The following is a 26,931-nucleotide window of genomic DNA, read 5'->3' as shown; positions in this document are numbered from 1 at the left end:
ATGAGAAACAAGATCCAGATCCAGAGCCCGCCGCAACGCTTCAAGCTCGGAAACGTCGAGATCATCCGGATCATCGAATGGCAGGAGGCGTTCGTCCCCGCCCGCGCGATCGTCCCGGACTCCACCGCCGAGCTCTGGAAGGACAACGCGGACTGGCTGGCGCCGGACCACTGGGAGCCCGACAGCGACCGGGCGGTGGTCACCGTGCAGACCTGGGCACTGCGCAGCGCAGGGCGGACCATCCTGGTCGACACCGGGGTCGGCAACGGCCGCGAGCGCCCCGGCGCGCCGCACTTCCACCACCTACAGGGCGACTTCCTCGACCAGCTGGCGCGGGCCGGCATCCGCCCGCAGGACGTCGACGTCGTCGTCAACACCCACATCCACGGCGACCACGTCGGCTGGAACACCGTGGACGCCGACGGCGAGTGGGTCCCGGCATTCCCCCACGCCCAGTACCTCATTCCGGCCGCCGACAACGCCCACTACGGCCCGGACAACGCCTACGGCAACGGCCTGCGCGAGAACGACCCGCTGATCTACGAGGACAGCATCGCGCCCATCCACCGGGCCGGACAGGCCCTGCTGTGGGACGGCACCCACCGCATCGACGAACACCTCACCCTGGAGTCCGCGCCCGGCCACACCCCTGGCTCCTCCGTGCTCCGGCTCGCATCCGGCGACGACCGGGCGGTCTTCGTCGGCGACCTTCTGCACAGCCCGGTCCAGATCCTCCAGCCCGCCTGCAACAGCTGCTTCTGCCTGCACCCCGAACAAGCCGCGGCCTCCCGCCACCGCATCCTTGAGCGGGCCGCCACCGAACGGGAACTCGTCGTCCCCGCCCACTTCGGCGGCCCCGGCGCCGTGCAAGTCCGTCGGCAAGGCAGCGGGTTCGCCCTCGGCGCGTGGGCGGCTTACGACACGGAGCCGGGCGTCGAATCGCGGGGTCAGGCCGAGGGGTGATGCAGCACAGCGGGCCGTGATCGATTGATCACGGCCCGCCGGTGATGCCTTCTTGGCTATGTGCTATGTCGCTATGTGTCCGAGGGGGGACTTGAACCCCCACGCCCGATAAAGGGCACTAGCACCTCAAGCTAGCGCGTCTGCCATTCCGCCACCCGGACCAGGTGTCTGCCGTTCCGGCCTGGGCCGTTCCGACGGAGAAAACAATAGCAAACCTTCGGGGGTGGTCGATCACGCGTACATCTCGCCGGACGCGAGCTTGTGACCAGCACATGTACGGAGGATTGCGGCCTTGGGCGTGACGGGCAGGAGGGGGAGGATGGCGGTGGACCCCCGCCGTGGCCGCGCTCCCCCGGGGAACGCGCCGCGGCCGTGAACCAAGAGGAGGCACTGTGAGCGAGCTCCGCGAGCGAGCCATGGAGAGGTGCGAGCCCTGCGAATGCGGGGCCGGGCGAAGCGAGGTTTCAGCATGAGCGAGCTCCGCGAGCGAGCCATGGAGAGGTGCGAGCCCTGCGAATGCGGGGCCGGGCGAAGCGAGGTTTCAGCATGAGCGAGCTCCGCGAGCGAGCCATGGAGAGGTGCGAGCCCCGCGAATGCGGGGCCGAGCGAAGCGAGGTTTCGGCATGAGCGAGTCGCAGCCGGTCCGTACGGTCACTGGTGAGGACGAGGTCGTCGACCTCTGCCGGGATCTGATCAGAATGGACACCAGCAACTACGGCGACCACTCCGGACCGGGTGAACGGGCCGCCGCCGAGTACGTCGCGGAGAAGCTCGCCGAGGTCGGGCTGGAGCCGCAGATCTTTGAATCGCACAAGGGCCGGGCCTCGACCGTCGCCCGTATCGAGGGCGAGGACCGTTCACGGCCCGCGCTGCTCATCCACGGCCACACCGACGTCGTACCGGCCAACGCCGACGACTGGACCCACCACCCCTTCTCCGGGGAGATCGCCGACGGCTGCGTCTGGGGCCGGGGCGCGGTCGACATGAAGGACATGGACGCGATGACGCTGGCCGTCGTACGCGACCGGCTGCGCACGGGGCGGAAGCCGCCGCGGGACATCGTGCTGGCCTTCCTCGCCGACGAGGAGGCGGGCGGCACCTACGGTGCGCGGTTCCTCGTCGACAAGCATCCCGAGCTCTTCGAGGGCGTGACGGAGGCGATCAGCGAGGTCGGAGGCTTCTCCTTCACCGTCAACGAGCAGGTACGGCTGTATCTGATCGAGACGGCCCAGAAGGGCATGCACTGGATGAAGCTGACCGTCGACGGCAACGCCGGGCACGGTTCGATGATCCACAAGGACAACGCGATCACCGAACTGTCCGAAGCCGTCGGGCGGTTGGGGCGGTACGAGTTCCCCGTACGCGTGACCAAGACGCTGCGGTCGTTCCTGGACCAGCTCGGGGACGCGCTGGGCACCGAACTCGACCCGGAGAACATGGACGCCACCCTGGCCAAGCTCGGTGGTATCGCCAAGCTGATCGGCGCCTCGCTGCGGAACACCGCCAATCCGACGCAACTCGGCGCCGGCTACAAGGTCAACGTGATCCCGGGGCAGGCCACCGCGCATGTCGACGGCCGATTCCTGCCGGGCTACGAGGAGGAGTTCCTGGCCGACCTGGACCGCATCCTCGGCCCCCGCGTCAAGCGGGAGGACGTCCACGCCGACAAGGCCCTGGAGACCACCTTCGACGGGGCGCTGGTCGAGGCCATGCAGTCGGCCCTCCAGGCCGAGGACCCGATCGCGCGGGCCGTGCCGTACATGCTCTCCGCCGGTACGGACGCCAAATCCTTCGACGACCTCGGCATCCGCGGATTCGGCTTCGCACCGCTGAAGCTGCCGCCGGAGCTGGACTTCGCCGGGATGTTCCACGGAGTGGACGAGCGGGTGCCGGTGGACGGGCTGAAGTTCGGGGTGCGGGTGCTGGACCGCTTCATCGATCAGAGCTGAGGGCTCGATCGTCCGACGTTCCCGCCATTCGTGCGGCACGGCGGGGAGCGCATGCAACGGCACGTATGCAGCGGAACGCATGGAGCGGAACGCATGCAGCAGAACGCACGGAGCGACGCGGGCTGTTGTGTGGAGCATTGGCTGAACAGGGGGACTGTCAGGGGGAGATGACCAAGGGGCTGGTTGGCGGAGACTTCGGGAGGCCGGGGGAGGCCGGGGGAGGCCGGGGGAGGTCGGGGGAGGTCGGGGGGGGCCAGGGGACACCGACCGGGGAGCCCGGGGCGATGTCGGCCTGCCGAATTCGAAGCCCGGTTCCTTTCCCAGTGCCTTATTCGGTGCGAACTTCCTACCATTCGCATCGAATTCACTGAAACGGGTGAATGCTGCGATGTGTTCGTAGCTTCAACGCACCGACCTCGTTGCAGTGAGTGCGGTCCGCGGCTGGGATCGCATTGCCTACAAGGAGGAACAATGATCAAGAAGATCGTCGCCGCTGCGGCAATCACCGGCGGTCTCGTATTTGCCGGTGCGGGCCTGGCCGTTGCCGACTCGGGTGCCCAGGGCGCGTCCCTGAACTCCCCTGGTGTGGCTTCCGGCAACACCGTCCAGGTGCCGGTCCACGTCCCGGTGAACGTCTGCGGAAACACGATCTCCGTGATCGGGCTGCTGAACCCGGCCTTCGGCAACACCTGCATCAACAAGTGACGTTCTGACGTCCATTGACGTTCCGACGTCCTTGACGTTCTGACGTTCTCTGACGTTGCGCATCGGCCCGGAGTAAGGGCCTGATCCAGGTCGGCTCCGGGATGCAGGTCGTGCATTCCGGAGCCCTGGGTATTTCTGTGCCGGGGGCCGTTCCGTATGGATCCCCTCGGACGCTTTCCTGTAAGGCACTAGGCAGGGGAAAACCTATGAGACAGGTCGCACGAAAGGGCCTGATCACGATCGCCGCCGCGGGTGGCGTGCTCGCCGCCCTCACCGGAAACGCCCACGCGGCCTCCGGAGCGTCGGGCTTCGCGGCGAATTCACCGGGCGTCGGCTCCGGTAACACCGTCCAGGTGCCGGTCGACGCACCGGTCAACGTGTGCGGGAACACCGTCAACGTCGTCGGGGTGCTGAACCCCGCGTTCGGCAATCACTGCACCAACGGCGGCAAGCACGGTGGCGGTCACCATGGCCACGGTCACAGTCAGCCGGGTGGCTCCGGCAGCCACGGCGGCTCCGGCGCCCACGGCGGAACCGCCGGCTCGCCGGGCGTCGCCTCGGGCAACACCGTCCAGGTGCCGGTCCACGTCCCGGTGAACGTCTGCGGGAACTCCGTCGACGTCGTCGGCCTGCTGAACCCGACCTACGGCAACGACTGCGGCAACGAATCAGGCCCCCAGTCGCCGGGCGGCTCACACCACCCGGGGCACCCGGGCCACCCGGGGCACCCCGGTCACCCCGGTCACCCCGGTCACCCGGGTCACCCGGGTCACCCGGGTCAGCCTGGCCACCCGGGACACCCCGGTCACCCGGGCCATCCCGGCCAGCCGGGCCACCCTGGTCAGCCTGGCAACCCCGGCCAGCCCGGCCACCCGGGTCAGCCCGGTCACCCTGGCAACCCAGGCCAGCCGGGTCACCCGACGCCGGGGCAGCCCTCGGCACCGGGCGGCTCGCACCACCCGGGCCACCAGGGCGGGTCGGAGACCGCGACCCCGGAGCCCGGTACGGGTCCGCAGCCCGGCGCGCATCTCGCCCACACCGGCGCCGACATGATCGGCTACGCGGTACCGGCCAGCGCCGGACTGCTGCTCGGCGGCGCCGTGCTCTACCGCCGGGCGCGCACCGCCCGCCGCTGATCCGCGCCACATCCGGTGATCCGCACCACATAGCGCGCACCGCCAAGGGCGGACGCACGGTGTGGATCGCATAGCGCGGACCAAGAAGCGAAAACACGAAAAAAGAGCGGGCCCCTGTCGCCACGGGGCCCGCTCTGCTGCGCCTGGCCTGGTACGACCTGCGCCTGGCCTGGTACGACCTGCGCCTGGCCTGGTACGACCGACCCGGCATCTCCGGACCCTCAGGCCGCTGTGCCCCTTGGGCAGACCGGGTGTGCCCCTTGGGCTCGGTCTGGCCCCGCCACGTCTGGGCTCGGCACAGACCTTCCGCCTGCTACAACCTTGGGGCGGCGACAGGGGCCCGCTCGCTTTTGCGGCCCTCGCGCGCCTACCCGGTGGCCGGCCCCTGGCTGCCCCCGATGCGCCGGCCCGTGGCCGGCGTGGTTACTTCCTGGCGCGGGGGCACCATGCGTAGCAGGCGGAAGGCGCGACGTGGCTCGGCCAGGCCGAGCCCAGCGGTAGGCACCTGGCGCGGCTAGGCGGTCACCACGTGGCACGCCTCGGGGCCACCGCGTGGCGCGGGCGGGCAGCCACCAAGTGGCGCGGGTGAGTGATCACCACGTGGCGCGGAGCTGTCGGATGATCCGGCGGCGCAGCCGCACCTTGCGGCTGCCGTCGGGGTTCAGGCGGAGGCGGTCCAACTCCCAGTGCCCGTACTCGGCATGGTCGGTCAGCAGGCGTGTGGCGGCCGACCGGGAGACCCCCCGGGGCACATACACATCGCAGAATTCGTATTCCGGCATCGCATCTATTGTGCGGGACCGGCCCCGGTACGGATAGCGTCTGCACTATGTCTGATGCTGCGCAGCCTTCCGCTGCCGAGGTACGTGCCGCCGCAGAGGCGGTAAAAGCCGCGCTGGACCGTCACCTCGACGCGGTCGAACGCCGCTCGGGGCCGGACGACCCGGCCGTCTACGCCGCGTTCGACGAGCTCGCCGCGGCGGCTGAGGCCTATGACGAGCTGCTCTACGACGCCCACGACGAGGTCACCCCCTTCGAGATCCCCGGGAACGAGACCCTGCCCGCCTACGCGGGCCCCGAGGAACCGAACGCGCTCAGCGTGCTGATCCGGCGCGACTACACCGTCGCCCACCCTCAGCGGCTGCTGCATCAGGCGCAGCGCATCGCCGATCTCGACCCGGACGCTGTCGACGAAGCGACGTCGAACGGCTCGGGCGAGGCCGCGGGGGTGGTCGGCACCAGCGTGCATGCGGCGCTGGGGGTGCTGTTCGGGGAGTTCGAACCGGACGAGATCGCCTCCCGGCACAAGGAGTTCGGCCTGGAGGAGGGCGACTCCACGCTGTGGGTGGCGGCCGCCGACGATCCGGCCGAGCCGGGAGAATGGCTGTCCGCGCCGTTCGACCAGGCCGACCCCCAGCGGGTGGTGTGCCGCTTCGACGTCAGCTCGGTCTTCGACGAAGAGCTGGGCGACGAGGATGACTTTCTGGAGCCGCTTGATCGGGAGCGGTGAGGGTGGTGATCGGCACCCGGGAAGCGGTGACGTTGACGGGGTGCCGACGGGGTGACGGGGAGCGGTGATGTGAGGCGGCCGTTGCCCGTCGGGGTGCGTTTCCCGCCTGTACCTGGTCGAACCCGCCTGTACCTGGTCGAAGCGGCACACCACCCGCTGGGGGTCGGCCTGTAGGGGTGCGTTTCCCGTGGGGTCCCGTAGGGGTGGGTTGTGCGCGGTGACCGGCGGGTGGCTGGGGCCTTGGCAGGCGTTGATTGGTTGAGTTGGTTGATTGGTTGGCCTTGTGGGCCGCCTGCCTTCCTTCCGCCTGCGTTCCTTCCTTTTTACGGCAACGTTTACGGAGTGTGATTAATTCCCTTCGCTGAGTGATTCCGGGGTGGGGTTTTGGAGGCGGAGGAGGGTGCGGAGGCGGGTGGTGCGGTCCTTTGCGGGGATCTCGGTGACGGCGCGGGGGAGGGCCTGGTCGGCGCCCTGGACCACGGAGAGATGGCGTTCGCCCCGGCTGAAGGCGGTGTAGACCCAGGCGCGGGTCAGGCCGGCGGCCGCGTCGCCGGGCAGGACGACCACGGCGGCGGGCCAGCGTCGGCCGACCGCCTGGTGGGCGGTGAGGGCCCAGCCGTGGCGTAGTGCGCCGGCCTCCACCTGTTCGCGGGGGACGGTGAGCGCGGTGCCGTCGCAGTCGAGGTGGAGGCCGGAGGCGTCGGCGCCGGTGATGGTGCCGGGGAGCGTACGGCCGGGTGCCGGGGTGTAGGCGATGCGGTCGCCGGAGTCGAAGCCGGCGAAGCGGCCGGGGCCGGGGTTGAGGCGTTCCTTCAGGGCGGCGTTCAGCGCGCGGGTGCCGGCCGCGCCTCCGTGGCCAACCGTGATGACCTGGGTCTGGTCGGCAGGGATGCCCAGCGCTCGGGGGACGGAGTCGGCGACCAGCTGGACCGTGCGGTGGACCGCCTCGCCGGCGTTGTGCACCGGGACGATCACCACCTCCTTGCCGGGCGCCTCGACCTCGTTGAGCTCGCCGATGCCGATGCCCGACGCCAGCTCGCCGATCGGGTCGAAGTCCGGGGTGCGGGAGGTCACCTGGGGGCAGAAGCGGGCCGCGAGGAGGTCGGCGAAGAGGCGGCCGGGGCCGCCGGACCACAGGACGGCGGGGTCGCCGCTGAGGATCAGCCGGGTGCCGTCGGCCAGCGACTCGACGAGCATGGCGGCGGATTCCAGGTCCAGTTGCGGGGCGTCCAGGACCACCAGGAGGTCGAGGGCGAGGGCGCCTTCGGCGTCCCGGCCCGGTCCTTCCTGGCCGGACAGCAGCCCGGAAACGGTCACCGATGCCGCGTCGAGGCTCTCGGCAGGTGCGCCGGGGGCGGCCTCGGCCAGATGGGTGGCCAGTCGGCGGCGGCCGTTTTCGGTGTGGGTGGCGCCGTAGGCCGCAAGTCCCAGGGAGCGGGCGGCGGCGATCAGGGCGGCCGGTTCGGCGCGGGCCGCCTCGGCGCCGGTGTGCGTCACCAGGCCGCTGGTTGCGGCGGCCCGGATCAGCGCGGTGGCGGAGGGAGACGGGGCGGCGGCCGCCGCGGTCGTCCAGGCGGTGAGGGAGGGGGAAGGGGAGATGGAGGTGCGGGATGGGGTTGTGGGGAGGCCGCCCTCGGTGTGGTGGTTGCCCCCGATGTGGTGGTCGTTGGTTGGCGGGGTTGCGGAGTCGTGGGGCGGAGTGGCGGCGTCGGGTGTCTCCCCGGCGTCCCCGGCGGCCTCGGCGTCTCCGGTGTCTTCGGCGGCCGTCTGCCTGTCAGGGGTGCCCAAGCTGTGCGGGGTACTCAGGGATTCCGCGTCGCTCGGGGTTTCCCCGTCAATGCCCGGGGCTTCCTGGTCGGACGGTGCCTCGAAGTCGGACGGTGCTTCGAAGGTGTTGAGCAGCCGCGCCAGGCCGTCGGCCACGCTTTCCTCGGCCATTGCGAAGCGGTCGAGGCCCAGCAGGATCTGGACGGGGCGCTCTTCCTCGCCCTCCTCGTCGCTGTCGGCCGTGGGGCGGGGGCGGCCCGGGGTGTCGAGCTCGTCCTGGAAGACCAGCACCGCGCCTTCGGTGATGGCTGTTTCGAGGGCGGCGTCGGGGTCGGGTACGGCCCGCTGGGAGAGCGCGGCGCGCAGCGCGGATGCCTCAAGGGCGGAGTGGCCCGCGACGGCGGCCTGTTCCAGCAGCCACAGGACCAGGGCCTGGGCGCGCCGCTCGTCGTCCGGGCCGCAGGCGGGGCCGAGGAGGGCGCGGGCGAAGCCGTCGGCCTGGTCGGGGCGTACGCCCGGTACGGCGAGCAGCTGCCAGGGGTCGGCGCGCAGCGCCTCGGCGGCACGCTCGCCCAGTACCTGCGCGGTCTTTTCGGCCAGCGCCGCCGGGGCGCCGCCCTCGGTCAGGATCTGCCGTACGCCTTCGAGCCCGGCTGCCGTCGGTGGGATGGGCCGGGGAGCCGCAGCGGGAGCGGCGGGCGACTGCGAGGCGGATACCGGACCGGCGGGCGGAGCGCTCGGTGGGGTGGCCGTGCGCTGCGCGGTCACCTCCGGTCCCGGGCGGCTGCGCTCCGCCGGGGCACCCTCCGGCTTTGCCGCGGGACGCTTCGCGGTCGTCGGTCCGGTCGGGCGCGAGGGCCCGGTGAAGAACGAGGCGGCCGGGCGTGCACCGCTCTCCACGGCCCGTACGGCCGCCGCCAGCTGCGCGGCCGTCGGGGCCGCCCCGGACGTGGCAGCCGGGGGGTTGGCCACGGCAGCCGGCGCGGCGCTCGCTGTGGTGCCTTCCCCCGCCCGATCGCTCCCCTGACCCGTGCTTGCCGCTGGTCCCTCGCTCCCCTGGCTCGCGGCTGCTCCTGCCCCCTCGCCCGCCAGGCCCGCGGGTGTCGCTGCCCCCTCGTCCGCCAGGCCCGCGGGTGTCGCTGCCGGCTCGTCCGCCTGAGCGGCCCCGGCCTCGTCTGTCTCAGCCGCCCGGGCCTCGTTCGTCTCAGCCGCCCCGGCCTCGCCCGCCTCAGCCGTTCCGGCCTGATCCGCCTCAGCCGTTCCGCCCGCGGTGGCCGTCCGCTCCTCGGCTGTGGCCGCCGGCTCGCGCTCGCCTGTGGCCTCCGGCTCGAGCGGGTTGTCGCCGGCGAGGTGGTCGGTGGTCACAGCGTGCTCCAGTCGTGGTCGGGGTAGTGGTGCACCGGAGCCGATACATCGTCCAGCGCCCGGCGGATCTCGTCAGGAAGACTAAGGGTCTCCACTGACAATGCCGCTCTGAGCTGCTGCGCTGTGCGGGCGCCCACGATCGGGGCGGTGACGCCGGGGCGGTCGCGGACCCAGGAGAGGGCGACCTGGAGCGGGGTGACGGCGAGGCCGTCGGCGGCGGTGCTGACGGCCTCCACGACGCGGCCCGCGGTCTCGTCCAGGTAGGGGGCGACGAAGGGCGCCAGATGTTGCGAGGCACCGCGGGAATCGGCGGGGGTGGCGTTGCGGTACTTGCCGGTGAGGACGCCGCGGCCGAGCGGTGAGGAGGGCAGCAGGCCGATGCCCAGGTCGAGGGCTGCGGGCAGCACCTCGCGCTCCACGCCGCGCTGGAGCAGGGAGTATTCCATCTGCGTACTGGCCAGGCGGGTGCGGACGCCGGGTGCGGACAGCTGCCAGGTGGCGGCCTTGGCGAGCTGCCAGCCGGAGAAGTTCGCCAGCCCCACATAGCGGGCCCGGCCGCTGGTGACCGCGAGGTCGAGGGCCCCGAGCGTCTCCTCCAGCGGGGTGTGCGGGTCGAAGGCGTGCAGCTGCCACAGGTCGGCGTAATCGGTGTCCAGGCGCTCCAGGGAGGCGTCGAGGGCGGCGAGGAGATGGCGTCTGGAGCCGTCGACGCGGCGGTCCGTTTCCAGGACGCTGCCCGCCTTGGTGGCGATCACCAGGTCGTCGCGCGGAATGAGGCCGTCCGTCAGTCGGCCGAGGAGGTATTCGGCGCCGCCGTCGGCGTAGATGTCGGCGGTGTCGACGAGCGTGCCGCCCGCCTCCCAGAAGGTCTTGAGCTGGTCGGCGGCTTCCTGCTCGTCGGTGTCGCGTGCCCAGTTGAGGGTGCCCAGGCCGAGGCGGGACACGCGAAGGCCCGTACGGCCGAGGTGCCTTTGCTCCATGGGCCCTGAGGTTACGCGCCGCGCGCCGCGATCAGGGAACCTGTGGACAACCGGCAGAAGAGGCCCCGGGAGAGGCCCCAATGGAGGCCCCGGGAGAGGGGGCCTGAGGGCCGGTTGGCCGAGTGGTGCGGATCGGAGGGGAACAGTCGCTGACGCGCGTGCGGCGTGCGCGCTACAGTCCCCCGCAGGAGAGACGTTACTGACGAGTAAGGGGAGCGGCATGGGCATGAGGCTTGGCATCAACCTCGGCTACTGGGGCGCCGGGATGGACGCGGACAATCTCGCGGTGGCGCAGGAGGCCGACCGCCTCGGTTATTCCGTGTGCTGGGCCGCCGAGGCCTACGGATCGGACGCCGCCACCGTACTGTCCTGGGTCGCCGCCCAGACCGAGCGGATCGACATCGGGTCGGGCATCTTCCAGATCCCCGCCCGTACGCCCGCGGCGACCGCCATGACGGCCGCGACCCTCGACTCGCTCTCCGGCGGCCGGTTCCGGCTGGGGCTGGGGGTGTCCGGCCCGCAGGTGTCCGAGGGCTGGTACGGCGTCAAGTTCGACAAGCCGCTGTCGCGCACCCGTGAGTACGTCGAGATCGTACGGAAGGCGATGAGCCGTGAGCGGCTGTCGTACGAGGGCGAGCACTGGACGCTGCCGCTGCCCGGCGGGCCCGGCAAGCCGCTGAAGCTCACCGTCCATCCGGAGCGTGCGCACATCCCCGTCTACATCGCGGCGATCGGCCCGAAGAACCTCCGGCAGACCGGTGAGATCGCCGACGGCGCGCTGCTGATCTTCCCGTCGGCCGAACATCTGGAGGAGACCGCCGTCGCGCACCTCCGGGCGGGCCGCGAGCAGGCGGGCAAGACGCTGGACGGGTTCGATGTGTGTCCGACGCTGCCGCTCGCGGTCGGCCAGGACAAGGATGTCAGCGCGCTGGCCGATATGTTCCGGCCGTACACCGCGCTGTACGTGGGCGGCATGGGCAGCCGCAAGCAGAACTTCTACAACCAGCTCGCGCAGCGGATGGGCTACGAGAAGGAGGCCGCCGAGATCCAGGACAAGTACCTGTCCGGCGACAAGGAGGGCGCGGCCGCGGCCATCCCGGAGCGGCTGATCGACCAGACCACGCTGCTCGGCTCGGTCGAGCGGATCGCGGAGCGGATGCAGGCGTACGCGGCGGCCGGGGTCACCACGCTGTCGCTCGCCCCGGCGGGCTTCACGAGGGAGGAGCGGCTGGCGTCGCTGCGGGCCGGGATCGAGGCGGTGGAGCGGGCCGGAGTGGCCTGAGGCGGCGGGGGCCGGTCCCGGCCGCCGTACGCCACCGAGGCCCGGCAGGCCCGCCCACGCACCCGGCAGGCCCACCCACGCAAAGGCCCGGCGCGTGGGCGCCGGGCCGCTCGGGGCTGCGGCCGTGGTGGGGGCTCGGGGGTCTTCCCCGCCACGGCCGTCACGCAGCACAACGTTCCGGTGGCGTGCGGGTTACGCCCCGCCGCCACCGGGGGGAGTCGTTCGAACGGGCGCATGCCCGGGCACCAACGGGCGCACCGGCCGTCGCTGCGGTTGCCGCACCCAGGAGGCCGCATTTGACTTGCCATGACGGGTCCTGCGGAAGGTGGTGCGGATGCTCTCGGCCCGAAGCGTGTTCCAGGAGATCGTCGACAGCGACGATGCGTACCGTTTGTTCTGTTCCATCGCGGCCAGCGGAGAGTCCCAGGGCGGCTGGGAGAACGGCCGGATCGCCGCGCTGCTGCCCGCCTCGCAGCGGGAGCTCGCCCCCAAGGTCGCCCGGCACGGCGCCGACGAGGACAAACACGGCCGTATCTTCAACGCCCTGCTGCGCAAGCGCGGTCTGACCCCCACCGACGTCCCGGCGGAAACCGACTACACCATGCTGCTGGAGCGGCGCGGCATCGGACTGGCCCACGACAAACTGCGCCGCGACGAGCCGCTGGCCGTCATCGACGTCATCACCTACCTCGCGCACAGCCGGGTCACCGAGCAGCGCGCCGCCGACCAGATGGAGATGCTCAAGACCTTCTTCGGCGACCACCCCGAGGTCGGCAAGGCGGTCCGGATGATCTCCCAGGACGAGGACAACCACCTCGCCTACTGCCACGAGGAACTGCTGCGGCTGGCCCGCGCGGGGCACGGCCGCACCATCCAGCGGATCCTGCACGAGTGCGCGCTCGCCGAGGTCGGCATCTACCGGGACGTGAGCCTGGCGGTGACGGCTCATATGGGCCGTATCCTGCGCTGGCCCGCGGCCAAGTCCCGGGTGCTCGCCGCCGCGATCTGGGGGATGTACGCGTATGAACGGACGGTCGGCTGGCGGCGGATGGTCACCTTGCGGATGCCGGAGCGGCGCAATGCGCTGGGCGGGCCGGCGACGTCGGCGCCGGAGTTCGCCTGAGGCCCGGGGGCGACGGCCGACGGGCGGATGCCCGAGGGACGGTGACAGAGCCGTCGCCCCGTGCCCTCACAGCCACCCGCGCCGCTTGAACAGCCGGTACAGGCACACCTCGATGACGACCATGACCAGCAGGACCGCCTCGTAGCCGTAGCGCCAGTCCAGCTCGGGCATGCGGTGGAAGTTCATGCCGTAGACGCCGGCGATCAGGGTGGGTACGGCGGCCAGCGCCGCCCACGCCGAGATCTTGCGCATGTCGTCGTTCTGCCGTACGCCCATCTGCGCCAGATGGGCGGCGAGAATGTCCGAGAGCAGCCGGTCGAGGCCCTCCACCGACTCGTTGGCGCGGGTGAGATGGTCGTCCACATCGCGGAAGAACGGCCGGGCATGGTCGTGCACGAACGGCACCCCGGGGTTCTGGAGACGGGTCATCGGATCGGCCAACGGGGCGGTGGCGCGCCGGAATTCCATCACCTCGCGCTTGAAGGCGTAGATGCGGGCCGCGGTGTTCTTGGTGTCGCCGCGGTCCGGGGAGAACACCTCGGCCTCCAACCCCTCCAGGTCCAGCTGGAGTTCACCGGCGACGTCGATGTAGTGGTCGACCACCGCGTCGCTGACCGCGTAGAGCACCGCCGTCGGCCCGTGCCGCAGGATCTTGGGCTGCTGCTCCAGCCGCCTGCGGACCGCGCGCAGCGGGCTGGCCGCGCCGTGCCGGACGGTCACCACGAACGAGTCGCCGACGAAGAGCATCAGTTCCGAGGCGGTGACGGTGTCCGCGCCGATGTCGTAGGTGATCGGCTTGAGGACGACGAAGAGCGAGTCGTCGTAGACCTCCAGCTTGGGCCGCTGGTGGGCGTTGAGGGCGTCCTCGACGGCCAGGGGGTGCAGGGAGAATTCGGAGGTGACCATGTCGAACTCCTCCTGGGTGGGCTCGTACATGCCCAGCCACAGGAAGGAGTGGCCCTCGGCGCGTGCCTCCTGGAGGGCGCGGCCGAAGTCGGCCGCGCAGTCGATCCGGCGGCCCTCCCGGTAGGTGGCGCAATCCACGATCACACCTGGCATTCTCGCCCCTCCTCCGGCGGCCTGCCAGGAATGGGCACCGGGTGACGTACGGCCCGGGGACGGCACCCCTCGTGGCCCCCGCCCCCGGGAACGTAGGCTGGCGGCCATGCCCACGCTGATTCTGCTCCGGCACGGCCGCTCCACCGCCAACACCTCCGGTGTGCTCGCCGGACGGCTGCCAGGTGTCGGGCTCGACGATCGGGGCGCCGCGCAGGCCGCCCGGCTGCCCGCGCGCCTGGCGGGAATTCCGCTGGCCGCGGCGGTGTCCAGCCCGCTCCAGCGGTGCCAGGAGACGCTGCGGCCGCTGCTGGCCGCGCGCCCCGGGCTGCCGCTGCACGTCGAGGAGCGGATCAGCGAATGCGACTACGGGGACTGGGCCGGGCGCAAGCTGGCCGAGCTGAACGACGAGCCGCTCATGGAGGTCGTCCAGCAGCACCCCTCGGCGGCCGGCTTCCCCGGTGGCGAGTCGATGCGGGCCATGCAGGGCCGCGCGGTCGACGCCGTACGGGAGTGGAACGCGCGCATCGAGGAGCAGTACGGCGCCGAGGCCGTCTATCTGATGTGCTCGCACGGGGACATCATCAAGGCCCTGGTCGCCGACGCCCTCGGGATGCACCTCGACCTCTTCCAGCGGATCTCGGCCGAGCCCTGCTCGGTCACGGTGATCCGCTACACCCGGCTGCGGCCCTATGTCGTACGGCTCGGCGACACCGGTGACTTCGCCTCCCTGGTGCCCCCGGAGGAAGGCGCCGGACCGGCCGCGGAGCGCGATGCGGCCCTGGGGGGCGGGGCCGGAGCGCCGTGACCTCGTGATCCCCCGGCTTCCTGAGCACGGTGATCAGTCGGCGCAGTAGGGTGGTGCGACGGCGCTGCTCTGCCGTGCCCCTGTGAACAGTGCAGTCACCGCAGGACCGCGCAGCGACCGCAGTGCCCCCGAAGTCGAGCAAACGGAGCAGGACGTTGTCCCGTCAGGTGTTCTTCTACGACGCGCCGGACCGCTTCGTCGCCGGTACGGTCGGGCTGCCCGGACGCCGTAGCTTCTATCTTCAGGCCACCGCGGCCGGCCGCACCACCAGCGTCGCTCTGGAGAAGACCCAGGTCGCCGCGCTCGCCGAGCGCATCGACGAGCTGCTGGACGAGGTCGTGCGGCGCAGCGGCGGCAGTGCCCCGGTGCCCGCCGTCTCGCCGCCCGAGGTGGCCGACACCGCGCCGCTGGAGTCGCCGGTCGAGGAGGAGTTCCGGGTCGGCACCATGGCGCTGGCCTGGGACGGCGAGGACGAGCGGATGATCGTCGAGGCACAGGCGCTGGTCGAGCTGGAGGCCGACAGCGACGAGGACCTCGCCGATGCCGAGGAGCGGCTCCTCCAGGACGACGAGAACGGCCCGCCGATGCTTCGGGTGCGCCTGACCGGCACGATGGCCCGGGCCTTCGCCAAGCGGGCCCTGGAAGTCGTCAACGCGGGCCGTCCGCCGTGCCCGCTGTGCAGCCTGCCGCTCGACCCGGAGGGACATGTATGCCCGCGCCAGAACGGATACCGGCGGGACGCCTGAGCGCCGTGGAGCCCGCCGCCGCACCGGCCGCCGAGCCCGCGGACCGGCCGGGACCGGCTGCCGAGGAGTCTGCGGCGGCCCGTATGGACGCCTTCCTCGCCGACGGTGAGCTGACGGTCCGCGGGCAGATCCGCGAGGCGTCCAACGCGGTGCTCTACTGCACCGTCGAGCGCGACGGGCGCACCGCCTCCTGCGTCTACAAGCCGGTCGCGGGCGAGCGCCCGCTGTGGGACTTCCCCGACGGCACGCTCGCCCAGCGGGAGGTCGCCGCCTACGAGGTCTCCCGGGCCACCGGCTGGGACCTGATCCCGGCGACGGTGCTGCGGGACGGGCCGTACGGCACCGGCATGGTCCAGGAGTGGATCGAGGCGCCCGACGGGGCGGACGACGGCGAGGGCGGCGGTGCGGACGACGGCGACGGCGAGCGTGCGGTGCCCGAGCTGCTGGCGCTGATCGAGGATGCCGAGCCGGGGCCGGGCTGGAAGGCCGTCGGGTACGCGGACATCGGCGAGGGCCGTACCGCGCTGCTGGTGCACGCCGATCACCCCTGGCTGCGGCGGCTCGCGGTGCTCGACGCGGTGATCAACAACGGCGACCGCAAGGGCGGGCACCTGCTGCCCGGTGCCGGCGGGCGGCTCTTCGCCATCGACCACGGCGTCACCTTCAACGCCGAGGACAAACTGCGCACCCTGCTGTGGGGCTGGGCGGGCGAGCCGCTGACCGAGGAGGCGGTCGAGGTCCTGCGCGGGCTCCGGGAGGCGCTGGCGGACGGTGCGCCGCTCGCCGCCCGACTGGCCGAGCTGATCACCGGCGCCGAGATCGCGGCGCTGCGGGAGCGGGTGGCGGAGCTGCTGCGCACCGGCAAGCACCCCGAGCCCAGCGGGCAGTGGCCCGCGATTCCCTGGCCGCCGGTCTGACCGGAGCCGGGAGCACGCTTCGGCCCGGAACACAAGACCCCGAATTCGGCCAAGACCGCCGGTCCGGTTCGTATGCGGAACATGCGTCCGGTTACGCTCAAGGCATGCATGCATGGCCCGCTTCTGAGGTCCCCGCCCTGCCTGGCCAGGGCCGCGACCTGAGGATCCACGACACCGCGACCGGCGGACGGGTGACCCTCGACCCCGGTCCCGTCGCCCGTATCTACGTCTGCGGCATCACGCCCTACGACGCCACCCACATGGGGCACGCGGCGACCTACAACGCGTTCGACCTCGTTCAGCGCGTGTGGCTCGACACGAAGCGCCAGGTTCACTACGTGCAGAACGTCACCGACGTCGACGATCCGCTGCTGGAGCGGGCCGTGGCCACGGGCGACGACTGGACGGCGCTCGCCGAGCGCGAGACCGCCCTGTTCCGCGAGGACATGACGGCCCTGCGGATGCTGCCGCCCCGCCACTACATAGGAGCCGTCGAGTCGATACCGGGCATCGTCCCGCTGGTGGAGCGGCTGCGTGACGCCGGTGCCGCCTACGAGCTGGACGGCGACACCTACTTCTCCGTCGAGTCCGACGCCCACTTCGGTGAGGTCTCCGGCCTGGACGCCGACGCGATGCGGCTGCTGTCGGCCGAACGCGGCGGCGACCCGGAGCGCGAGGGCAAGAAGAACCCCCTCGACCCGATGCTGTGGATGGCCGCCCGCGACGGGGAGCCGAGCTGGGACGGCGGCTCGCTCGGCCGCGGCCGCCCCGGCTGGCACATCGAGTGCGTCGCCATCGCCCTGGAGCACCTGGGCATGGGCTTCGACGTCCAGGGCGGCGGCTCCGACCTCGCCTTCCCGCACCACGAGATGGGCGCCTCGCACGCCCAGGCCCTCACCGGCGAGCACCCGTTCGCCAAGGCGTACGTCCACGCCGGGATGGTGGCCCTGAACGGCGCGAAGATGTCCAAGTCCAAGGGCAATCTGGTCTTCGTCTCCACGGTGCGCCGTGACGGTGTCGATCCGGCCGCGATCCGCCTGGCCCTGCTCGCCCACCACTACCGCGCCGACTGGGAGTGGACCGACGCGGTGCTGGACGAGGCCGTGGAACGGCTCGGGCGCTGGCGCGCCGCGGTCTCCCGCCCCGACGGTCCGCCCGCCGAGGCCCTCCTGGAGGAGATCCGTACGGCTCTCGCCGACGACCTGGACTCCCCGGCCGCCCTCGCCGCGGTGGACCGCTGGGCCGCCGCGCAGCAGGACGGCGGCGGCACCGACGAGGGCGCGCCGGGCCTCGTCTCCCGTACCGTCGACGCGCTCCTGGGCGTGGCGCTCTGACGGGCCGCGCGAGCGCCGTGACGGCCTCCTGAGGGCCGCGCGCCGACATCTGTCCGTCCTTCGGGGCGCCTCCACCGGGCGGTGGGGGCGCCCCTTTCCCGTACGGGGGCGGGTAGGCGAAGGCCCCGAACACCGGCCCGGCGGGCGGTGGTTCGGGGCCTCGGGTGAAGGCGGTGCGCGTGGTCCTGCGGGTCAGTGCTCGGTGTCCTCGGGGCCGCCGGCGTCCGGATCGGCGCCGCCGGAGGTGTCCGTGGTGCCCTCGGTGTCCGCGCCCCCGGCCCCGGTGCCCCTGCCCTTGTCCTCACCGGACTTGGGCCCGTGCGGCTCCCTCGGCTCGGGCGACTCCCGTGGCTCCCGCGGCTCCTTGGACACCGGCCGCGGCGGGCGCGTACGGCCGCTGGCGGTGTCGCGCAGATACGAGGCATCGCGGTCGCGGCCGTCCGCGACCCCGCCCTCCGACGCCAGGCCCGGTCCGGCCTGCGGATCGCGGCGCCGCAGATAGCGCTCGAATTCGCGGGCGATGGCCTCACCGGACGCCTCCGGCAGCTCGGCGGTGTCCCGGGCCTCCTCCAGCGACTGGACGTACTCGGCGACCTCGCTGTCCTCGGCAGCCAGCTGGTCCACGCCCAGCTGCCAGGCGCGGGCGTCCTCGCTCAGCTCGCCGAGCGGGATGCTGATGTCGAGCAGGTCCTCCAGCCGGTTGAGCAGCGCCAGGCTGGCCTTGGGGTTGGGCGGCTGGGAGACGTAGTGCGGCACCGCCGCCCACAGGCTCACCGCCGGGACGCCCGCGTGGGTGCACGCCTCCTGGAGGATGCCGACGATGCCCGTGGGGCCTTCGTAGCGCGACTCCTCCAGATCGAGCCGGGTGGCCAGGTCCGCGTCGGAGGTGACGCCGGTGACCGGAACCGGCCGGGTGTGCGGGGTGTCGCCGAGCAGCGCGCCCAGCACCACCACCATCTCCACGCCCAACTCATGGGCGAAGCCCATGATTTCGTTGCAGAACGAGCGCCAGCGCATGCTGGGCTCGATGCCGCGGACCAGGACGAGATCGCGCCGCCGACCCTTGCCGCCGTTGTCACCGACGCGGACGACGGACAGCCGGGTCGTGGGCCATGTGATCTTGCGAACGCCGCCGTCCAGGAAGACGGTCGGGCGGTTCACCTGGAAGTCGTAGTAGTCCTCCGCGTCCAGCGCGGCGAAGACCTCGCCCTTCCATTCCCGGTCCAGGTGCGCGACCGCGGCGGAGGCGGCGTCACCGGCGTCGTTCCAGCCTTCGAACGCGGCCACCATGACCGGGTCGATCAGCTCGGGAACCCCCTCGAGCTCGATCACCCGCGCCTCCTTCCGACCGGTGGGGCCGCCCCGCGGCGGTCACCGGTTGCCGTTCCATTACGTGCGTCCCCCAGCCTACGGCGTCCGGCGCGCCCGCCCGCAGCCCCTGTGCAGGAACGGGTCCTGTTTCATCCGACCTATTGCGAAGATGATCACTGCTGGTCGCTCGACTTCCGTCCGTGGTCCGGGGGAGCGGACGCGGTACGGATGCGGCGCGGGCGGAGGGTGGCGTGTGGTACGGGGGCTGGGCTGGGTGCGGGTAGGGGGTCTGGACGCGGTCTCGGCCCCGGGTCTATACATCGGATGACCCGGAAAGGTCCGATGTTCCGGGCAGGCAGTTGCCTGTGGTGATCCGGCCGAAGTTCCGGCCGGATTTCCGGCACGGAGCAACCGGGTGAGGGCAGCCTCCGGCCGGTCCTCAGCGACAGCAAGGGGGCGCGCCCATGGCCGTAACCGACACCGTCACCGGGCTGGAGGTCCACGACGTCCGTTTCCCCACCTCGCGGCGGCTCGACGGCTCGGACGCCATGCACCCCGACCCCGACTACTCCGCCGCCTACGTGGTGCTGCGCACCGACGGCGGCCCACCGGGCCACGGCCTGTGCTTCACCCTCGGCCGCGGCACCGAGGTCATGGCGGCCGCGATCCGGGCGCTGGCGCCGTATCTCACCGGCCGCCCGGTGCCCGCCACGGCCGCCGGTCTCGCCGCACTGCACCGCGAGCTGACCCACGACTCCCAACTGCGCTGGCTCGGCCCGGAGAAGGGCGTGATGCAGATGGCGGCGGGCGCGGTGGTCAACGCGGCCTGGGATCTGGCGGCCACCCGCGCGGGGCTGCCCGTCTGGGAGTTCCTCGCCGCGATGCGCCCGGAGGAACTCGTCTCGCTGGTCGACTTCCGCTATCTGACCGACGCCCTGACGCCCGGCGAGGCGCTGGACCTGCTGCGCGCCGCCGCACCCGGCCGCGCCGCCCGCGCCGCCCGCCTGCGGGCCGAGGGCTACCCCGCGTACACCACCTCGCCCGGCTGGCTGCGCTGGTCACCAAGGCCGGCCGCCGGCTGCGCCCGCTCGTGCCGGGGGAGGAGGCCGACGGCCAGGGCTTTGTGGACACCCCCGCACGCGCCCGGGTCTGGGACCTGACCCGCGCCGGCATCCGCGCCGGCCTCGATGCCTCCCTGGCCCGGCTCGGCGTGGACGCGGTCGACATCGTCCTTCTCCATGACGTCGAGGACCGGCTTCCCGAGGTGTACGCGACGGGCTTTCCGGCCCTCGCCGAACTGCGCGACCAGAAGGCGGTGCGCGCCGTCGGCTTCGGCATGAACCACAGCGACGTCCTGGCCCGCCTGGTGGCCGACCTCGACGTGGACGTCGTCCTGTGCGCGGGGCGCTGGACCCTGCTGGAACGCACCGCCTTCGACGACCTTCTGCCGGTGTGCGAGCGCCGCGGCACCTCGGTGGTCGTCGGCGGCGTCTACAACTCCGGCCTGCTGGCCGATCCGTCGCCCGGCGCCCCGTACAGCTACGCGCCCGCGGCGCCCGCCCTCCTGGCGCGCGCCCGCCAACCGGGCGAAATCTGCGCGGAGTTCGCCGTCCCGCTGAAGGCCGCCGCGCTGCGCTTCCCGTTCGGCCACCCCGCCGTCGACTCGGCCGTCGTCGGCGCCGCCGGACCGCAGGAGGCCGCGGAGAACGCCGCGCTGTTCGCCTGGGAGATCCCCGACGCCCTCTGGCACACCCTCGTCGCCCGTGGTCTGCTCGGCCCGGACCTGCCGCTGCCCCTCACCGCCCCGGGAGCCTGATGCGCATCGACGCCCACCACCATCTGTGGGACCTCGGCCGCCGCGACCAGCCGTGGATGGACGGGCCGTGGGCCGACCCGATCCGCCGCAGCTACGCACTGTCCGACCTCACCCCGCAGCTGACCGCGCACGGCTTCGCGGGAACGGTCCTCGTCCAGTCCTCCGCCTCGTACGCGGAGACCGCCGAACTGCTCGCCCTCGCCGCCGCGGACGGGCCGGTACGGGGCGTCGTCGGCTGGGCCGACCTCACCGACCCCGGCCTCGCGGACGTGCTGGCGGCGCAGCCCCGGGGGCCGGGCGGTCTGGTGGGCATCCGTCACCAGGTCCAGGACGAACCGGATCCCGACTGGCTGACCCGCCCCGAGGTGCTGCGCGGCCTGGGTGAGGTGGCCGAGGCGGGCCTGGTCTACGACCTCCTGGTCACCCCGCGCGAACTGCCCGCCGCCGAGGCCGCCGTACGCGCCCTGCCCGGTCTGTCCTTCGTCCTCGACCACGCCGGCAAACCCGCCGTCGCCCGGGGCGACTGGCAGCCCTGGGCCGATCGGACCGCCGCCCTCGCCCGCCACCCGAACGTCAGCGGCAAACTCTCCGGCCTGGTCACCGAGGCCGACCACGCCGCCTGGCGCCCGCAGCAGATCCTGCCCTACGCCCGCCACGTCCTGGACGCCTTCGGCCCCGACCGTCTCCTCTTCGGCTCCGACTGGCCGGTGTGCACCCTGGCCGCGGACTACGACGACGTCCTCGCCCTCGCCGAGTCCGCCACCGCCCGCCTCACCCCGGCCGAGCGGGCGGCGGTGTTCGGGGGGACCGCGGGGCGGGTGTACGGGGTCGGGGCGCCGCGCGGGAGGTGAGGGCGGACCGCCGCACGGCCGGGCGGGTTCCCGTCCGGATTCCGCGAGCCCCGCTGTGCGGGCCGCCGGACGATGGAGCCGTACCGCCGCCACCGGGGGCGGTGCGGTCCACGGGACGGACTCCTGACATACGAGGTGAGGACGATGACGTGTGCGGTGACGAGTGCGGTGACGAGTGCGGAGACGGCTGCCCAGGGGCGGCCGCTCGGCGGCAAGGTGGCGTTGGTGACCGGCGGCAGCCGGGGGATCGGCGCGGAGATCGCGGTGCGGCCGGCCGCCGACGGGGCCGCGGTGGCGCTGACGTACCGCAGCCGCGAGGACCTTGCGGAGCAGGTGGTCAAACGGATCGGGCGCCGCCCTCACCGTCGACGGCGGCTTCGCGGCCTGAGCACGGCAGGCGAGCGGGGCGGGGGAGCGGGCGCGGCAGCCGCCCCGGGTCACAGCGATGCGCGCAGCCACTGCTCCACGCTGGCGATATGCACCGTCGCCCACGCCTGCGCCGCCTGTGCGTCCCGGTCGCGCAGGGCGCCGAGGATCGCCCGGTGCTCGGTGAGCGTACGGGCCACCGCGTCCTTCTGGGTCAGACCGCGCCAGATCCGGGCCCGGGTGGTGGGGCCCGACAGGCCCTCCAGCAGCGAGCACAGGACGGAGTTGCCGGAGGCGGCGACGATCGTGCGATGGAACTCCAGATCGCCGGCGACCAGATCCTCCACGGACGGCTCGGGTCCCGGCGCGGTCAACTGCCCCTCCAGCGCGTCCAGTTGCTCCGGGGTGATCCGGCCGGCCGCCATCGCCGTCGCGGCCGGCTCCAGGATCCGGCGCACGGCCAGGAACTCCAGCACCGTGTCGTCGCGGTGGAAGTCCACCACGAAGCTCATGGCCTCCAGGAGCAGCTGGGGGTCGAGACTGGTGACATAGGTGCCGTCGCCCTGGCGGACGTCCAGGATGCGGATGAGGGAGAGCGCGCGCACCGCCTCGCGCAGCGAATTGCGCGACAGGCCCAGCTCGGCCGCCAGCTCGCTCTCCTTCGGCAGCCGGTCGCCCGGCCGCAGCGCGCCGGAGAGGATCATGCCCTTGATCTTCTCGATGGCCTCGTCGGTGACCGCCATGGCCGCCCTCCCCGTACAGACATCCGATGTCTGCGGTCATTATGGCCTCCCCGGGCACGGCGGGGTGCACACAGACGACGAGGGGGCGGCCCCGTGGACCGCCCCCTCGTCGCCGCCTTCCGGCCTGACCTGGCGTCAGTCGGTCAGCATGCCCTTCACCCGGGCCCGGACGTCCTCCGTGTCCAGGCCGCGGATCATCAGCGTCGTACGGCGGCGCAGCACGTCATCGACGGTCTCGGCCCACTCGTGGTCGCGGGCGTAGGCGACCTGTGCCCAGATCTCCGGCGCGTCGGGGTGGATCCGCTCGGCGAGCGCGGGGTTCTCGTTGGCCAGCCGGGCGATGTCGAAGGACAGCGACCCGTAGTGGGTGGCCAGGTGCCGGGCGGTGTCGGGGGCCATGTGCGGGCCGGGGGTGCCGCCGTCGACCAGCAGCCGGTGGGCCACCGCGTTCGGGTTGGCGATACCGGGCAGCGGAAGCTTCTTCGGCAGACGGGAGATCGGCTCCATGTCCTCGGCCAGCGGGTGGCCGGGCAGCGCGGCGAGCTTGTTCATCACCGTGCGGCCGATGTGCCGGAAGGTCGTCCACTTGCCGCCGGCGACGGACAGCATTCCGCCGCTGCCTTCGGTGACGACGGTTTCGCGCTTGGCCTTGGAGGTGTCGCCGGGGCCGCCGGGCAGGACCCGCAGACCCGCGAAGGAGTACGTGATCAGGTCGCGGGAGAGCTGCTGGTCGCGGATGGAGAAGGCGGCCTCGTCCAGGATCTGGGCGGTGTCCTTCTCGTTGACGGCGACGTCGGCCGGGTCGCCCTCGTACTCCTCGTCGGTGGTGCCGAGCAGCAGCATGTCCTCCCAGGGGAGGGCGAAGGTGATGCGGTACTTGTCGATCGGGGTGGCCAGCGCGGCCTTCCAGGGGGCGGTGCGCTTGAGGACCAGGTGCGCGCCCTTGGACAGGCGGATGGAGGGGGCCGCGTTCGGGTCCTCCATCTTGCGCAGGTGGTCGACCCAGGGGCCGGTGGCGTTGAGGACCAGGCGGGCGCTGACGCCGAACTCGGTGCCGTCGAGGCGGTCCTTGAGTTCGGCGCCGGTGACCCGGCCCTGGGTGAAGCGCAGGCCGGTGACCTCGGCGTGGTTGAGGACCGTGGCGCCGGCCGCGACGGCGGCACGGACGGTCATCAGGGCCATGCGCGAGTCGTTCATCTGGTCGTCGCCGTAGACGGCCACGGCCTTGAGGTTGTCGGTGCGCAGTTCGGGCACGTCGCGTGCGGCCTTGGCCGGGCTTATGACGTGGCCGACGCCGTCGCCGAACGCGGACAGTGCGGAGTAGGCGAAGACGCCCGCGCCGAGCTTGGCCGCGCCGTGCGGGCCGCCCTTGTAGACGGGCAGGTAGAAGGTCAGGGGGTTGGCGAGGTGCGGTGCCACCTGGCGGGACACCGCACGTCGCTCGAAGTGGTTCTCCGCCACCAGCTTGACCGCGCCGGTCTGCAGGTAGCGCAGACCGCCGTGCAGCAGCTTGGAGGAGGCGGAGGAGGTGGCGCCGGCGAAGTCACCGGCGTCCACCAGGGCCACCCGCAGCCCGGCCTGCGCGGCATGCCAGGCGGTGGAGATGCCCAGGATGCCGCCGCCGATCACCAGGAGGTCGTACGTCGCCTTGGAAAGCTGCTCCCGGGTCTCGGCACGGCTCGCGGTGGAACCGCTGGCCGGGTGCGTCCCGAGGGCCGGGACGCTCTGCAGGGTGCTCATGATGTGCTCCTCGTCAGCTCTCGTCGTCGTCGAGCCAGCCCATGGTCCGCTCGACGGCCTTGAGCCAGCTCTTGTATTCGCGGTCACGGGTGGCCGCGTCCATCCGGGGGGTCCATTCGGCGGCCCGGCGCCAGTTGGCGCGCAGTTCGTCGGTGCTGGACCAGAAGCCGACGGCCAGTCCGGCCGCATAGGCAGCGCCGAGGCAGGTCGTCTCGGCGACCATCGGGCGCACCACTGGGGCGTCCAGGAAGTCCGAGATGGTCTGCATCAGCAGGTTGTTGGAGGTCATACCGCCGTCGACCTTGAGTGCGGTCAGTTCGACGCCGGAGTCCTTGGTCATGGCGTCGGTGATCTCACGGGTCTGCCAGGCGGTGGCCTCGAGGACGGCGCGGGCGATGTGCGCCTTGGTGACGTAGCGGGTCAGGCCCGCGATCACACCGCGCGCATCGGAGCGCCAGTAGGGGGCGAACAGGCCGGAGAAGGCCGGGACGAAGTAGGCGCCGCCGTTGTCCTCGACGGTGCTGGCCAGCGTCTCGATCTCGGCCGCGGAGTTGATCAGGCCCATCTGGTCGCGCATCCACTGCACCAGCGAGCCGGTGACGGCGATGGAGCCTTCCAGGGCGTAGACCGGCTGCTGGTCGCCGATGCGGTAACCGACGGTGGTCAGCAGGCCGTTGTACGAGTTGACCGGCTCATGCCCGGTGTTCATCAGCATGAAGGTGCCGGTGCCGTACGTGGACTTGGCCTCGCCCTGCGCGAAACAGGTCTGGCCGAAGAGCGCGGCCTGCTGGTCGCCGAGCGCGGAGGCGACCGGGACGCCGGCGAGGACGCCGGACGCGCTGGTGCCGTAGACCTCGGCGGAGGACTTGATCTCCGGCAGCACGGCGGCCGGGATGTCCATGGACGCGAGGATCTTCTCGTCCCACTCCAGGTTGTGGAGGTTCATCAGCATGGTGCGCGAGGCGTTGGTCACGTCGGTGACGTGGTGGCCGCCGTTGACGCCGCCGGTGAGGTTCCAGATGACCCAGGAGTCCATCGTGCCGAAGAGGATGTCGCCGCGCTCGGCGCGCTCGCGCAGGCCCTCGACGTTGTCGAGCAGCCAGCGGATCTTCGGGCCGGCGAAGTAGGAGGCCAGCGGCAGGCCGGTCTCGCGGCGGAAGCGGTCCTGGCCGACGTTGCGGCCGAGCTCCCGGCAGAGCGCGTCGGTGCGGGTGTCCTGCCAGACGATGGCGTTGTGGACGGGCTCACCGGTGTTCTTGTCCCACAGCACGGTGGTCTCGCGCTGGTTGGTGATGCCGATGGCCTTGACGTCCTTGGCCGTGATGCCCGCCTTCTCGACGGCGCTGTCGACGACCTGCTGGACGTTGGTCCAGATCTCGGTCGCGTTGTGCTCGACCCACCCGGGCTTCGGGAAGATCTGCTCGTGCTCCTTCTGGTCGACCGACACGATCCGGCCGTCCTTGTCGAAGACGATGCAGCGGCTGGAGGTCGTGCCCTGGTCGATCGCCGCGATGAAGGGGCCGTGGCCGTGCGAGGAGGTGCTGGGGGTGTCGCTCATGGTGTGCTCCAAGAAGTCTGTGCGGGCGGAGTCGGGGCGGTCAGGCGGCTTATGCGAACGCCACCTGGTAGATGCCACCGGCGATGGCTCCGCCGATGAGCGGGCCGACGACCGGGATCCAGGCGTAGCCCCAGTCTGAACCGCCCTTGTTCGGCAGCGGCAGCAGTGCGTGCACGATGCGCGGACCGAGGTCGCGGACCGGGTTGATGGCGTATCCGGTCGGGCCGCCGAGCGACAGACCGATGCCGGTGACCACCAGGGCCACGAGCAGCACACCGATGCCGGAGAGGGCGATGCCCTTGGTCAGGCCGAGGCAGAGGATCGCCAGCACGAGCACGATGGTGGCGATGATCTCCGTGACGAGGTTCTGCACCGTGTTCCGGATCTCCGGGCCGGTGGAGAAGATGCCGAGCACCGGGCCGGCCTTGGGCGCGGCCTTCGGGTCGACCAGGCCCTCTTCGCTGGAGTGGTCCGCCAGCACCTCGGGGTCGGTCAGATGCGCCCGGAACTGTCCGTAGTACGCGAGGTAGACCAGGACGGCGCCGATCATGGCGCCGAGCATTTCGCCCGCGAAGTAGACGGGCGCCTGGCTCCACTTGATGCCGCCGGTGATGGCTACGGCGACGGTGACCGCGGGGTTGAGGTGGGCGCCGGACTTCGCGGCGATGTACGCGCCCGTCAGGACGGCGAAGCCCCACCCGAAGGCGATGGCCACCCATCCGGCGTTGTGTGCCTTGGAGCGCTTGAACGTGACGGCGGCGCAGACGCCACCACCCATCAAGAGCAGTACGGCAGTACCGATTGTTTCGCTGAGGAAGATGTCGGAGCTGGACACCGGCGACTCCTTTGTCCTTCGTCCAGGGGAAGGCGAACCCCGGGTCCCTCCGGTGGTCCGCGCCCTCCGA

At 72.0% G+C, this 26,931-nt stretch carries 22 protein-coding genes, 1 tRNA gene and 2 pseudogenes; 15 read left to right on the top strand and 10 right to left on the bottom strand.

What is annotated here, in order from left to right:
• Positions 1-963 (top strand): MBL fold metallo-hydrolase, encoded by a 963-nt coding sequence (locus SNA_RS11695; protein ID WP_044364695.1) that lies wholly within the window; start codon positions 1-3, stop codon positions 961-963.
• A gap of 76 nt (positions 964-1,039) precedes the next feature.
• Here the strand turns inward: SNA_RS11695 and SNA_RS11690 are convergent.
• Positions 1,040-1,124, bottom strand: a tRNA-Leu gene (locus SNA_RS11690).
• 462 nt (positions 1,125-1,586) lie between these two features.
• On the opposite strand from SNA_RS11690, the gene SNA_RS11685 reads away from it, so the two are divergent.
• From SNA_RS11685 to SNA_RS11675, 3 genes are all read left to right on the top strand, one after another.
• Positions 1,587-2,912, top strand: a complete 1,326-nt coding sequence (locus SNA_RS11685; RefSeq protein ID WP_044364693.1) for a M20/M25/M40 family metallo-hydrolase — start codon at positions 1,587-1,589, stop codon at positions 2,910-2,912.
• A gap of 471 nt (positions 2,913-3,383) precedes the next feature.
• Positions 3,384-3,617 carry a chaplin ChpH gene (chpH, locus tag SNA_RS11680; RefSeq protein ID WP_030066658.1) on the top strand — a complete coding sequence of 78 codons (234 nt, stop codon included), beginning with the start codon at positions 3,384-3,386 and terminating at the stop codon, positions 3,615-3,617.
• 206 nt (positions 3,618-3,823) lie between these two features.
• Complete coding sequence (locus tag SNA_RS11675) at positions 3,824-4,753, top strand: chaplin (RefSeq protein WP_044364691.1); 930 nt, start codon at positions 3,824-3,826, stop codon at positions 4,751-4,753.
• A 593-nt stretch (positions 4,754-5,346) separates the two neighbouring features.
• Here SNA_RS11675 and SNA_RS11670 read toward each other — a convergent pair.
• Complete coding sequence (locus tag SNA_RS11670) at positions 5,347-5,535, bottom strand: DUF5703 family protein (protein WP_030066661.1); 189 nt, start codon at positions 5,533-5,535, stop codon at positions 5,347-5,349.
• A gap of 47 nt (positions 5,536-5,582) precedes the next feature.
• Here SNA_RS11670 and SNA_RS11665 point away from each other — a divergent pair, with 47 nt between their 5' ends.
• Positions 5,583-6,263 (top strand): hypothetical protein, encoded by a 681-nt coding sequence (locus SNA_RS11665; protein WP_044364690.1) that lies wholly within the window; start codon positions 5,583-5,585, stop codon positions 6,261-6,263.
• Positions 6,264-6,611: 348 nt separating this feature from the next.
• On the opposite strand, the gene SNA_RS11660 is transcribed toward SNA_RS11665, so the two are convergent.
• Positions 6,612-9,395 (bottom strand): helix-hairpin-helix domain-containing protein, encoded by a 2,784-nt coding sequence (locus tag SNA_RS11660; protein ID WP_044364689.1) that lies wholly within the window; start codon positions 9,393-9,395, stop codon positions 6,612-6,614.
• The gene (locus SNA_RS11655) at positions 9,392-10,375 is read right to left on the bottom strand and encodes an aldo/keto reductase (RefSeq protein WP_030066666.1); all 984 of its coding nucleotides are present in this window, start codon (positions 10,373-10,375) and stop codon (positions 9,392-9,394) included. Before SNA_RS11655 ends, SNA_RS11660 begins: the two co-directional genes overlap by 4 nt.
• Before the next feature lie 226 nt (positions 10,376-10,601).
• Between SNA_RS11655 and SNA_RS11650 the strand changes: the two genes are divergently transcribed.
• Together SNA_RS11650 and SNA_RS11645 are read left to right on the top strand one after the other, a co-directional pair.
• Positions 10,602-11,657 (top strand): LLM class F420-dependent oxidoreductase, encoded by a 1,056-nt coding sequence (locus SNA_RS11650; RefSeq protein ID WP_044364886.1) that lies wholly within the window; start codon positions 10,602-10,604, stop codon positions 11,655-11,657.
• Between the two features lie 334 nt (positions 11,658-11,991).
• On the top strand, positions 11,992-12,780 hold the full coding sequence (locus tag SNA_RS11645) for a hypothetical protein (RefSeq protein WP_030066669.1): 789 nt from the start codon (positions 11,992-11,994) through the stop codon (positions 12,778-12,780).
• 66 nt (positions 12,781-12,846) lie between these two features.
• On the opposite strand, the gene corA is transcribed toward SNA_RS11645, so the two are convergent.
• A complete protein-coding gene (corA, locus tag SNA_RS11640; protein WP_030066670.1) occupies positions 12,847-13,839 on the bottom strand; it encodes a magnesium/cobalt transporter CorA in 993 nt (330 codons plus the stop codon).
• A gap of 106 nt (positions 13,840-13,945) precedes the next feature.
• Between corA and SNA_RS11635 the strand changes: the two genes are divergently transcribed.
• The 4 genes from SNA_RS11635 to mshC all read left to right on the top strand — a co-directional run bounded on the left by SNA_RS11635 (position 13,946) and on the right by mshC (position 17,641).
• Positions 13,946-14,644: a histidine phosphatase family protein gene (locus tag SNA_RS11635; RefSeq protein WP_030066671.1), complete on the top strand. Its 699-nt coding sequence runs from the start codon at positions 13,946-13,948 to the stop codon at positions 14,642-14,644.
• Positions 14,645-14,799: 155 nt separating this feature from the next.
• On the top strand, positions 14,800-15,390 hold the full coding sequence (locus SNA_RS11630; protein WP_030066672.1) for a DUF3090 domain-containing protein: 591 nt from the start codon (positions 14,800-14,802) through the stop codon (positions 15,388-15,390).
• Positions 15,354-16,307, top strand: a complete 954-nt coding sequence (locus SNA_RS11625) for an SCO1664 family protein (RefSeq protein WP_044364685.1) — start codon at positions 15,354-15,356, stop codon at positions 16,305-16,307. The genes SNA_RS11630 and SNA_RS11625 overlap by 37 nt, the downstream gene beginning before the upstream one ends.
• 104 nt (positions 16,308-16,411) lie before the next feature.
• Positions 16,412-17,641, top strand: a complete 1,230-nt coding sequence (gene mshC / locus SNA_RS11620; RefSeq protein ID WP_044364683.1) for a cysteine--1-D-myo-inosityl 2-amino-2-deoxy-alpha-D-glucopyranoside ligase — start codon at positions 16,412-16,414, stop codon at positions 17,639-17,641.
• Between the two features lie 192 nt (positions 17,642-17,833).
• Here the strand turns inward: mshC and SNA_RS11615 are convergent, their stop codons facing one another.
• Complete coding sequence (locus tag SNA_RS11615) at positions 17,834-18,973, bottom strand: PAC2 family protein (RefSeq protein WP_078969848.1); 1,140 nt, start codon at positions 18,971-18,973, stop codon at positions 17,834-17,836.
• A gap of 443 nt (positions 18,974-19,416) precedes the next feature.
• On the opposite strand from SNA_RS11615, the pseudogene SNA_RS45130 reads away from it, so the two are divergent.
• The 4 genes and pseudogenes from SNA_RS45130 to SNA_RS39405 form a co-directional block, all read left to right on the top strand.
• Positions 19,417-19,767, top strand: a pseudogene (locus SNA_RS45130) (fuconate dehydratase); the annotation flags it as partial.
• Positions 19,768-19,778: 11 nt separating this feature from the next.
• The gene (locus tag SNA_RS11605) at positions 19,779-20,768 is read left to right on the top strand and encodes an aldo/keto reductase (RefSeq protein WP_420823471.1); all 990 of its coding nucleotides are present in this window, start codon (positions 19,779-19,781) and stop codon (positions 20,766-20,768) included.
• Entirely contained in the window at positions 20,768-21,619 is an 852-nt protein-coding gene (locus SNA_RS11600) for an amidohydrolase family protein (RefSeq protein ID WP_198535022.1), read from the top strand. Before SNA_RS11605 ends, SNA_RS11600 begins: the two co-directional genes overlap by 1 nt.
• Positions 21,620-21,691: 72 nt before the next feature.
• Positions 21,692-21,964 (top strand): annotated as a pseudogene (locus SNA_RS39405) (SDR family NAD(P)-dependent oxidoreductase); the annotation flags it as partial.
• A 92-nt stretch (positions 21,965-22,056) separates the two neighbouring features.
• Here SNA_RS39405 and SNA_RS11595 read toward each other — a convergent pair.
• The 4 genes from SNA_RS11595 to SNA_RS11580 all read right to left on the bottom strand — a co-directional run bounded on the left by SNA_RS11595 (position 22,057) and on the right by SNA_RS11580 (position 26,861).
• Complete coding sequence (locus SNA_RS11595; protein WP_030066679.1) at positions 22,057-22,728, bottom strand: FadR/GntR family transcriptional regulator; 672 nt, start codon at positions 22,726-22,728, stop codon at positions 22,057-22,059.
• Between the two features lie 135 nt (positions 22,729-22,863).
• Positions 22,864-24,468, bottom strand: coding sequence for a glycerol-3-phosphate dehydrogenase/oxidase (locus SNA_RS11590; protein ID WP_030066680.1), 1,605 nt, complete (start codon positions 24,466-24,468; stop codon positions 22,864-22,866).
• Positions 24,469-24,481: 13 nt separating this feature from the next.
• Positions 24,482-26,026: a glycerol kinase GlpK gene (gene glpK, locus SNA_RS11585; protein WP_030066681.1), complete on the bottom strand. Its 1,545-nt coding sequence runs from the start codon at positions 26,024-26,026 to the stop codon at positions 24,482-24,484.
• Positions 26,027-26,075: 49 nt separating this feature from the next.
• Positions 26,076-26,861 (bottom strand): MIP/aquaporin family protein, encoded by a 786-nt coding sequence (locus SNA_RS11580; protein ID WP_030066682.1) that lies wholly within the window; start codon positions 26,859-26,861, stop codon positions 26,076-26,078.
• Between the last annotated feature and the right edge of the window lie 70 nt (positions 26,862-26,931).

Source organism: Streptomyces natalensis ATCC 27448 (assembly GCF_000935125.1).
GTDB classification, from domain to species: Bacteria; Actinomycetota; Actinomycetes; order Streptomycetales; family Streptomycetaceae; genus Streptomyces; species Streptomyces natalensis.
This window is presented reverse-complemented; position numbering and strand designations above follow the sequence as displayed.

Coding starts and splice junctions, on each gene's coding strand:
- SNA_RS11650 (WP_044364886.1), top strand. CDS start 10,602: ATGAGGCTTGGCATCAACCTCGGCTACTGGGGCGCCGGGATGGACGCG.
- SNA_RS11635 (WP_030066671.1), top strand. CDS start 13,946: ATGCCCACGCTGATTCTGCTCCGGCACGGCCGCTCCACCGCCAACACC.
- SNA_RS11595 (WP_030066679.1), bottom strand. CDS start 22,728: ATGGCGGTCACCGACGAGGCCATCGAGAAGATCAAGGGCATGATCCTC.
- chpH (WP_030066658.1), top strand. CDS start 3,384: ATGATCAAGAAGATCGTCGCCGCTGCGGCAATCACCGGCGGTCTCGTA.
- SNA_RS11670 (WP_030066661.1), bottom strand. CDS start 5,535: ATGCCGGAATACGAATTCTGCGATGTGTATGTGCCCCGGGGGGTCTCC.
- SNA_RS11590 (WP_030066680.1), bottom strand. CDS start 24,468: ATGAGCACCCTGCAGAGCGTCCCGGCCCTCGGGACGCACCCGGCCAGC.
- mshC (WP_044364683.1), top strand. CDS start 16,412: ATGCATGCATGGCCCGCTTCTGAGGTCCCCGCCCTGCCTGGCCAGGGC.
- SNA_RS11600 (WP_198535022.1), top strand. CDS start 20,768: ATGCGCATCGACGCCCACCACCATCTGTGGGACCTCGGCCGCCGCGAC.
- SNA_RS11625 (WP_044364685.1), top strand. CDS start 15,354: ATGCCCGCGCCAGAACGGATACCGGCGGGACGCCTGAGCGCCGTGGAG.
- SNA_RS11675 (WP_044364691.1), top strand. CDS start 3,824: ATGAGACAGGTCGCACGAAAGGGCCTGATCACGATCGCCGCCGCGGGT.
- corA (WP_030066670.1), bottom strand. CDS start 13,839: ATGCCAGGTGTGATCGTGGATTGCGCCACCTACCGGGAGGGCCGCCGG.
- SNA_RS11685 (WP_044364693.1), top strand. CDS start 1,587: ATGAGCGAGTCGCAGCCGGTCCGTACGGTCACTGGTGAGGACGAGGTC.
- SNA_RS11645 (WP_030066669.1), top strand. CDS start 11,992: ATGCTCTCGGCCCGAAGCGTGTTCCAGGAGATCGTCGACAGCGACGAT.
- SNA_RS11665 (WP_044364690.1), top strand. CDS start 5,583: ATGTCTGATGCTGCGCAGCCTTCCGCTGCCGAGGTACGTGCCGCCGCA.
- SNA_RS11695 (WP_044364695.1), top strand. CDS start 1: ATGAGAAACAAGATCCAGATCCAGAGCCCGCCGCAACGCTTCAAGCTC.
- SNA_RS11655 (WP_030066666.1), bottom strand. CDS start 10,375: ATGGAGCAAAGGCACCTCGGCCGTACGGGCCTTCGCGTGTCCCGCCTC.
- glpK (WP_030066681.1), bottom strand. CDS start 26,026: ATGAGCGACACCCCCAGCACCTCCTCGCACGGCCACGGCCCCTTCATC.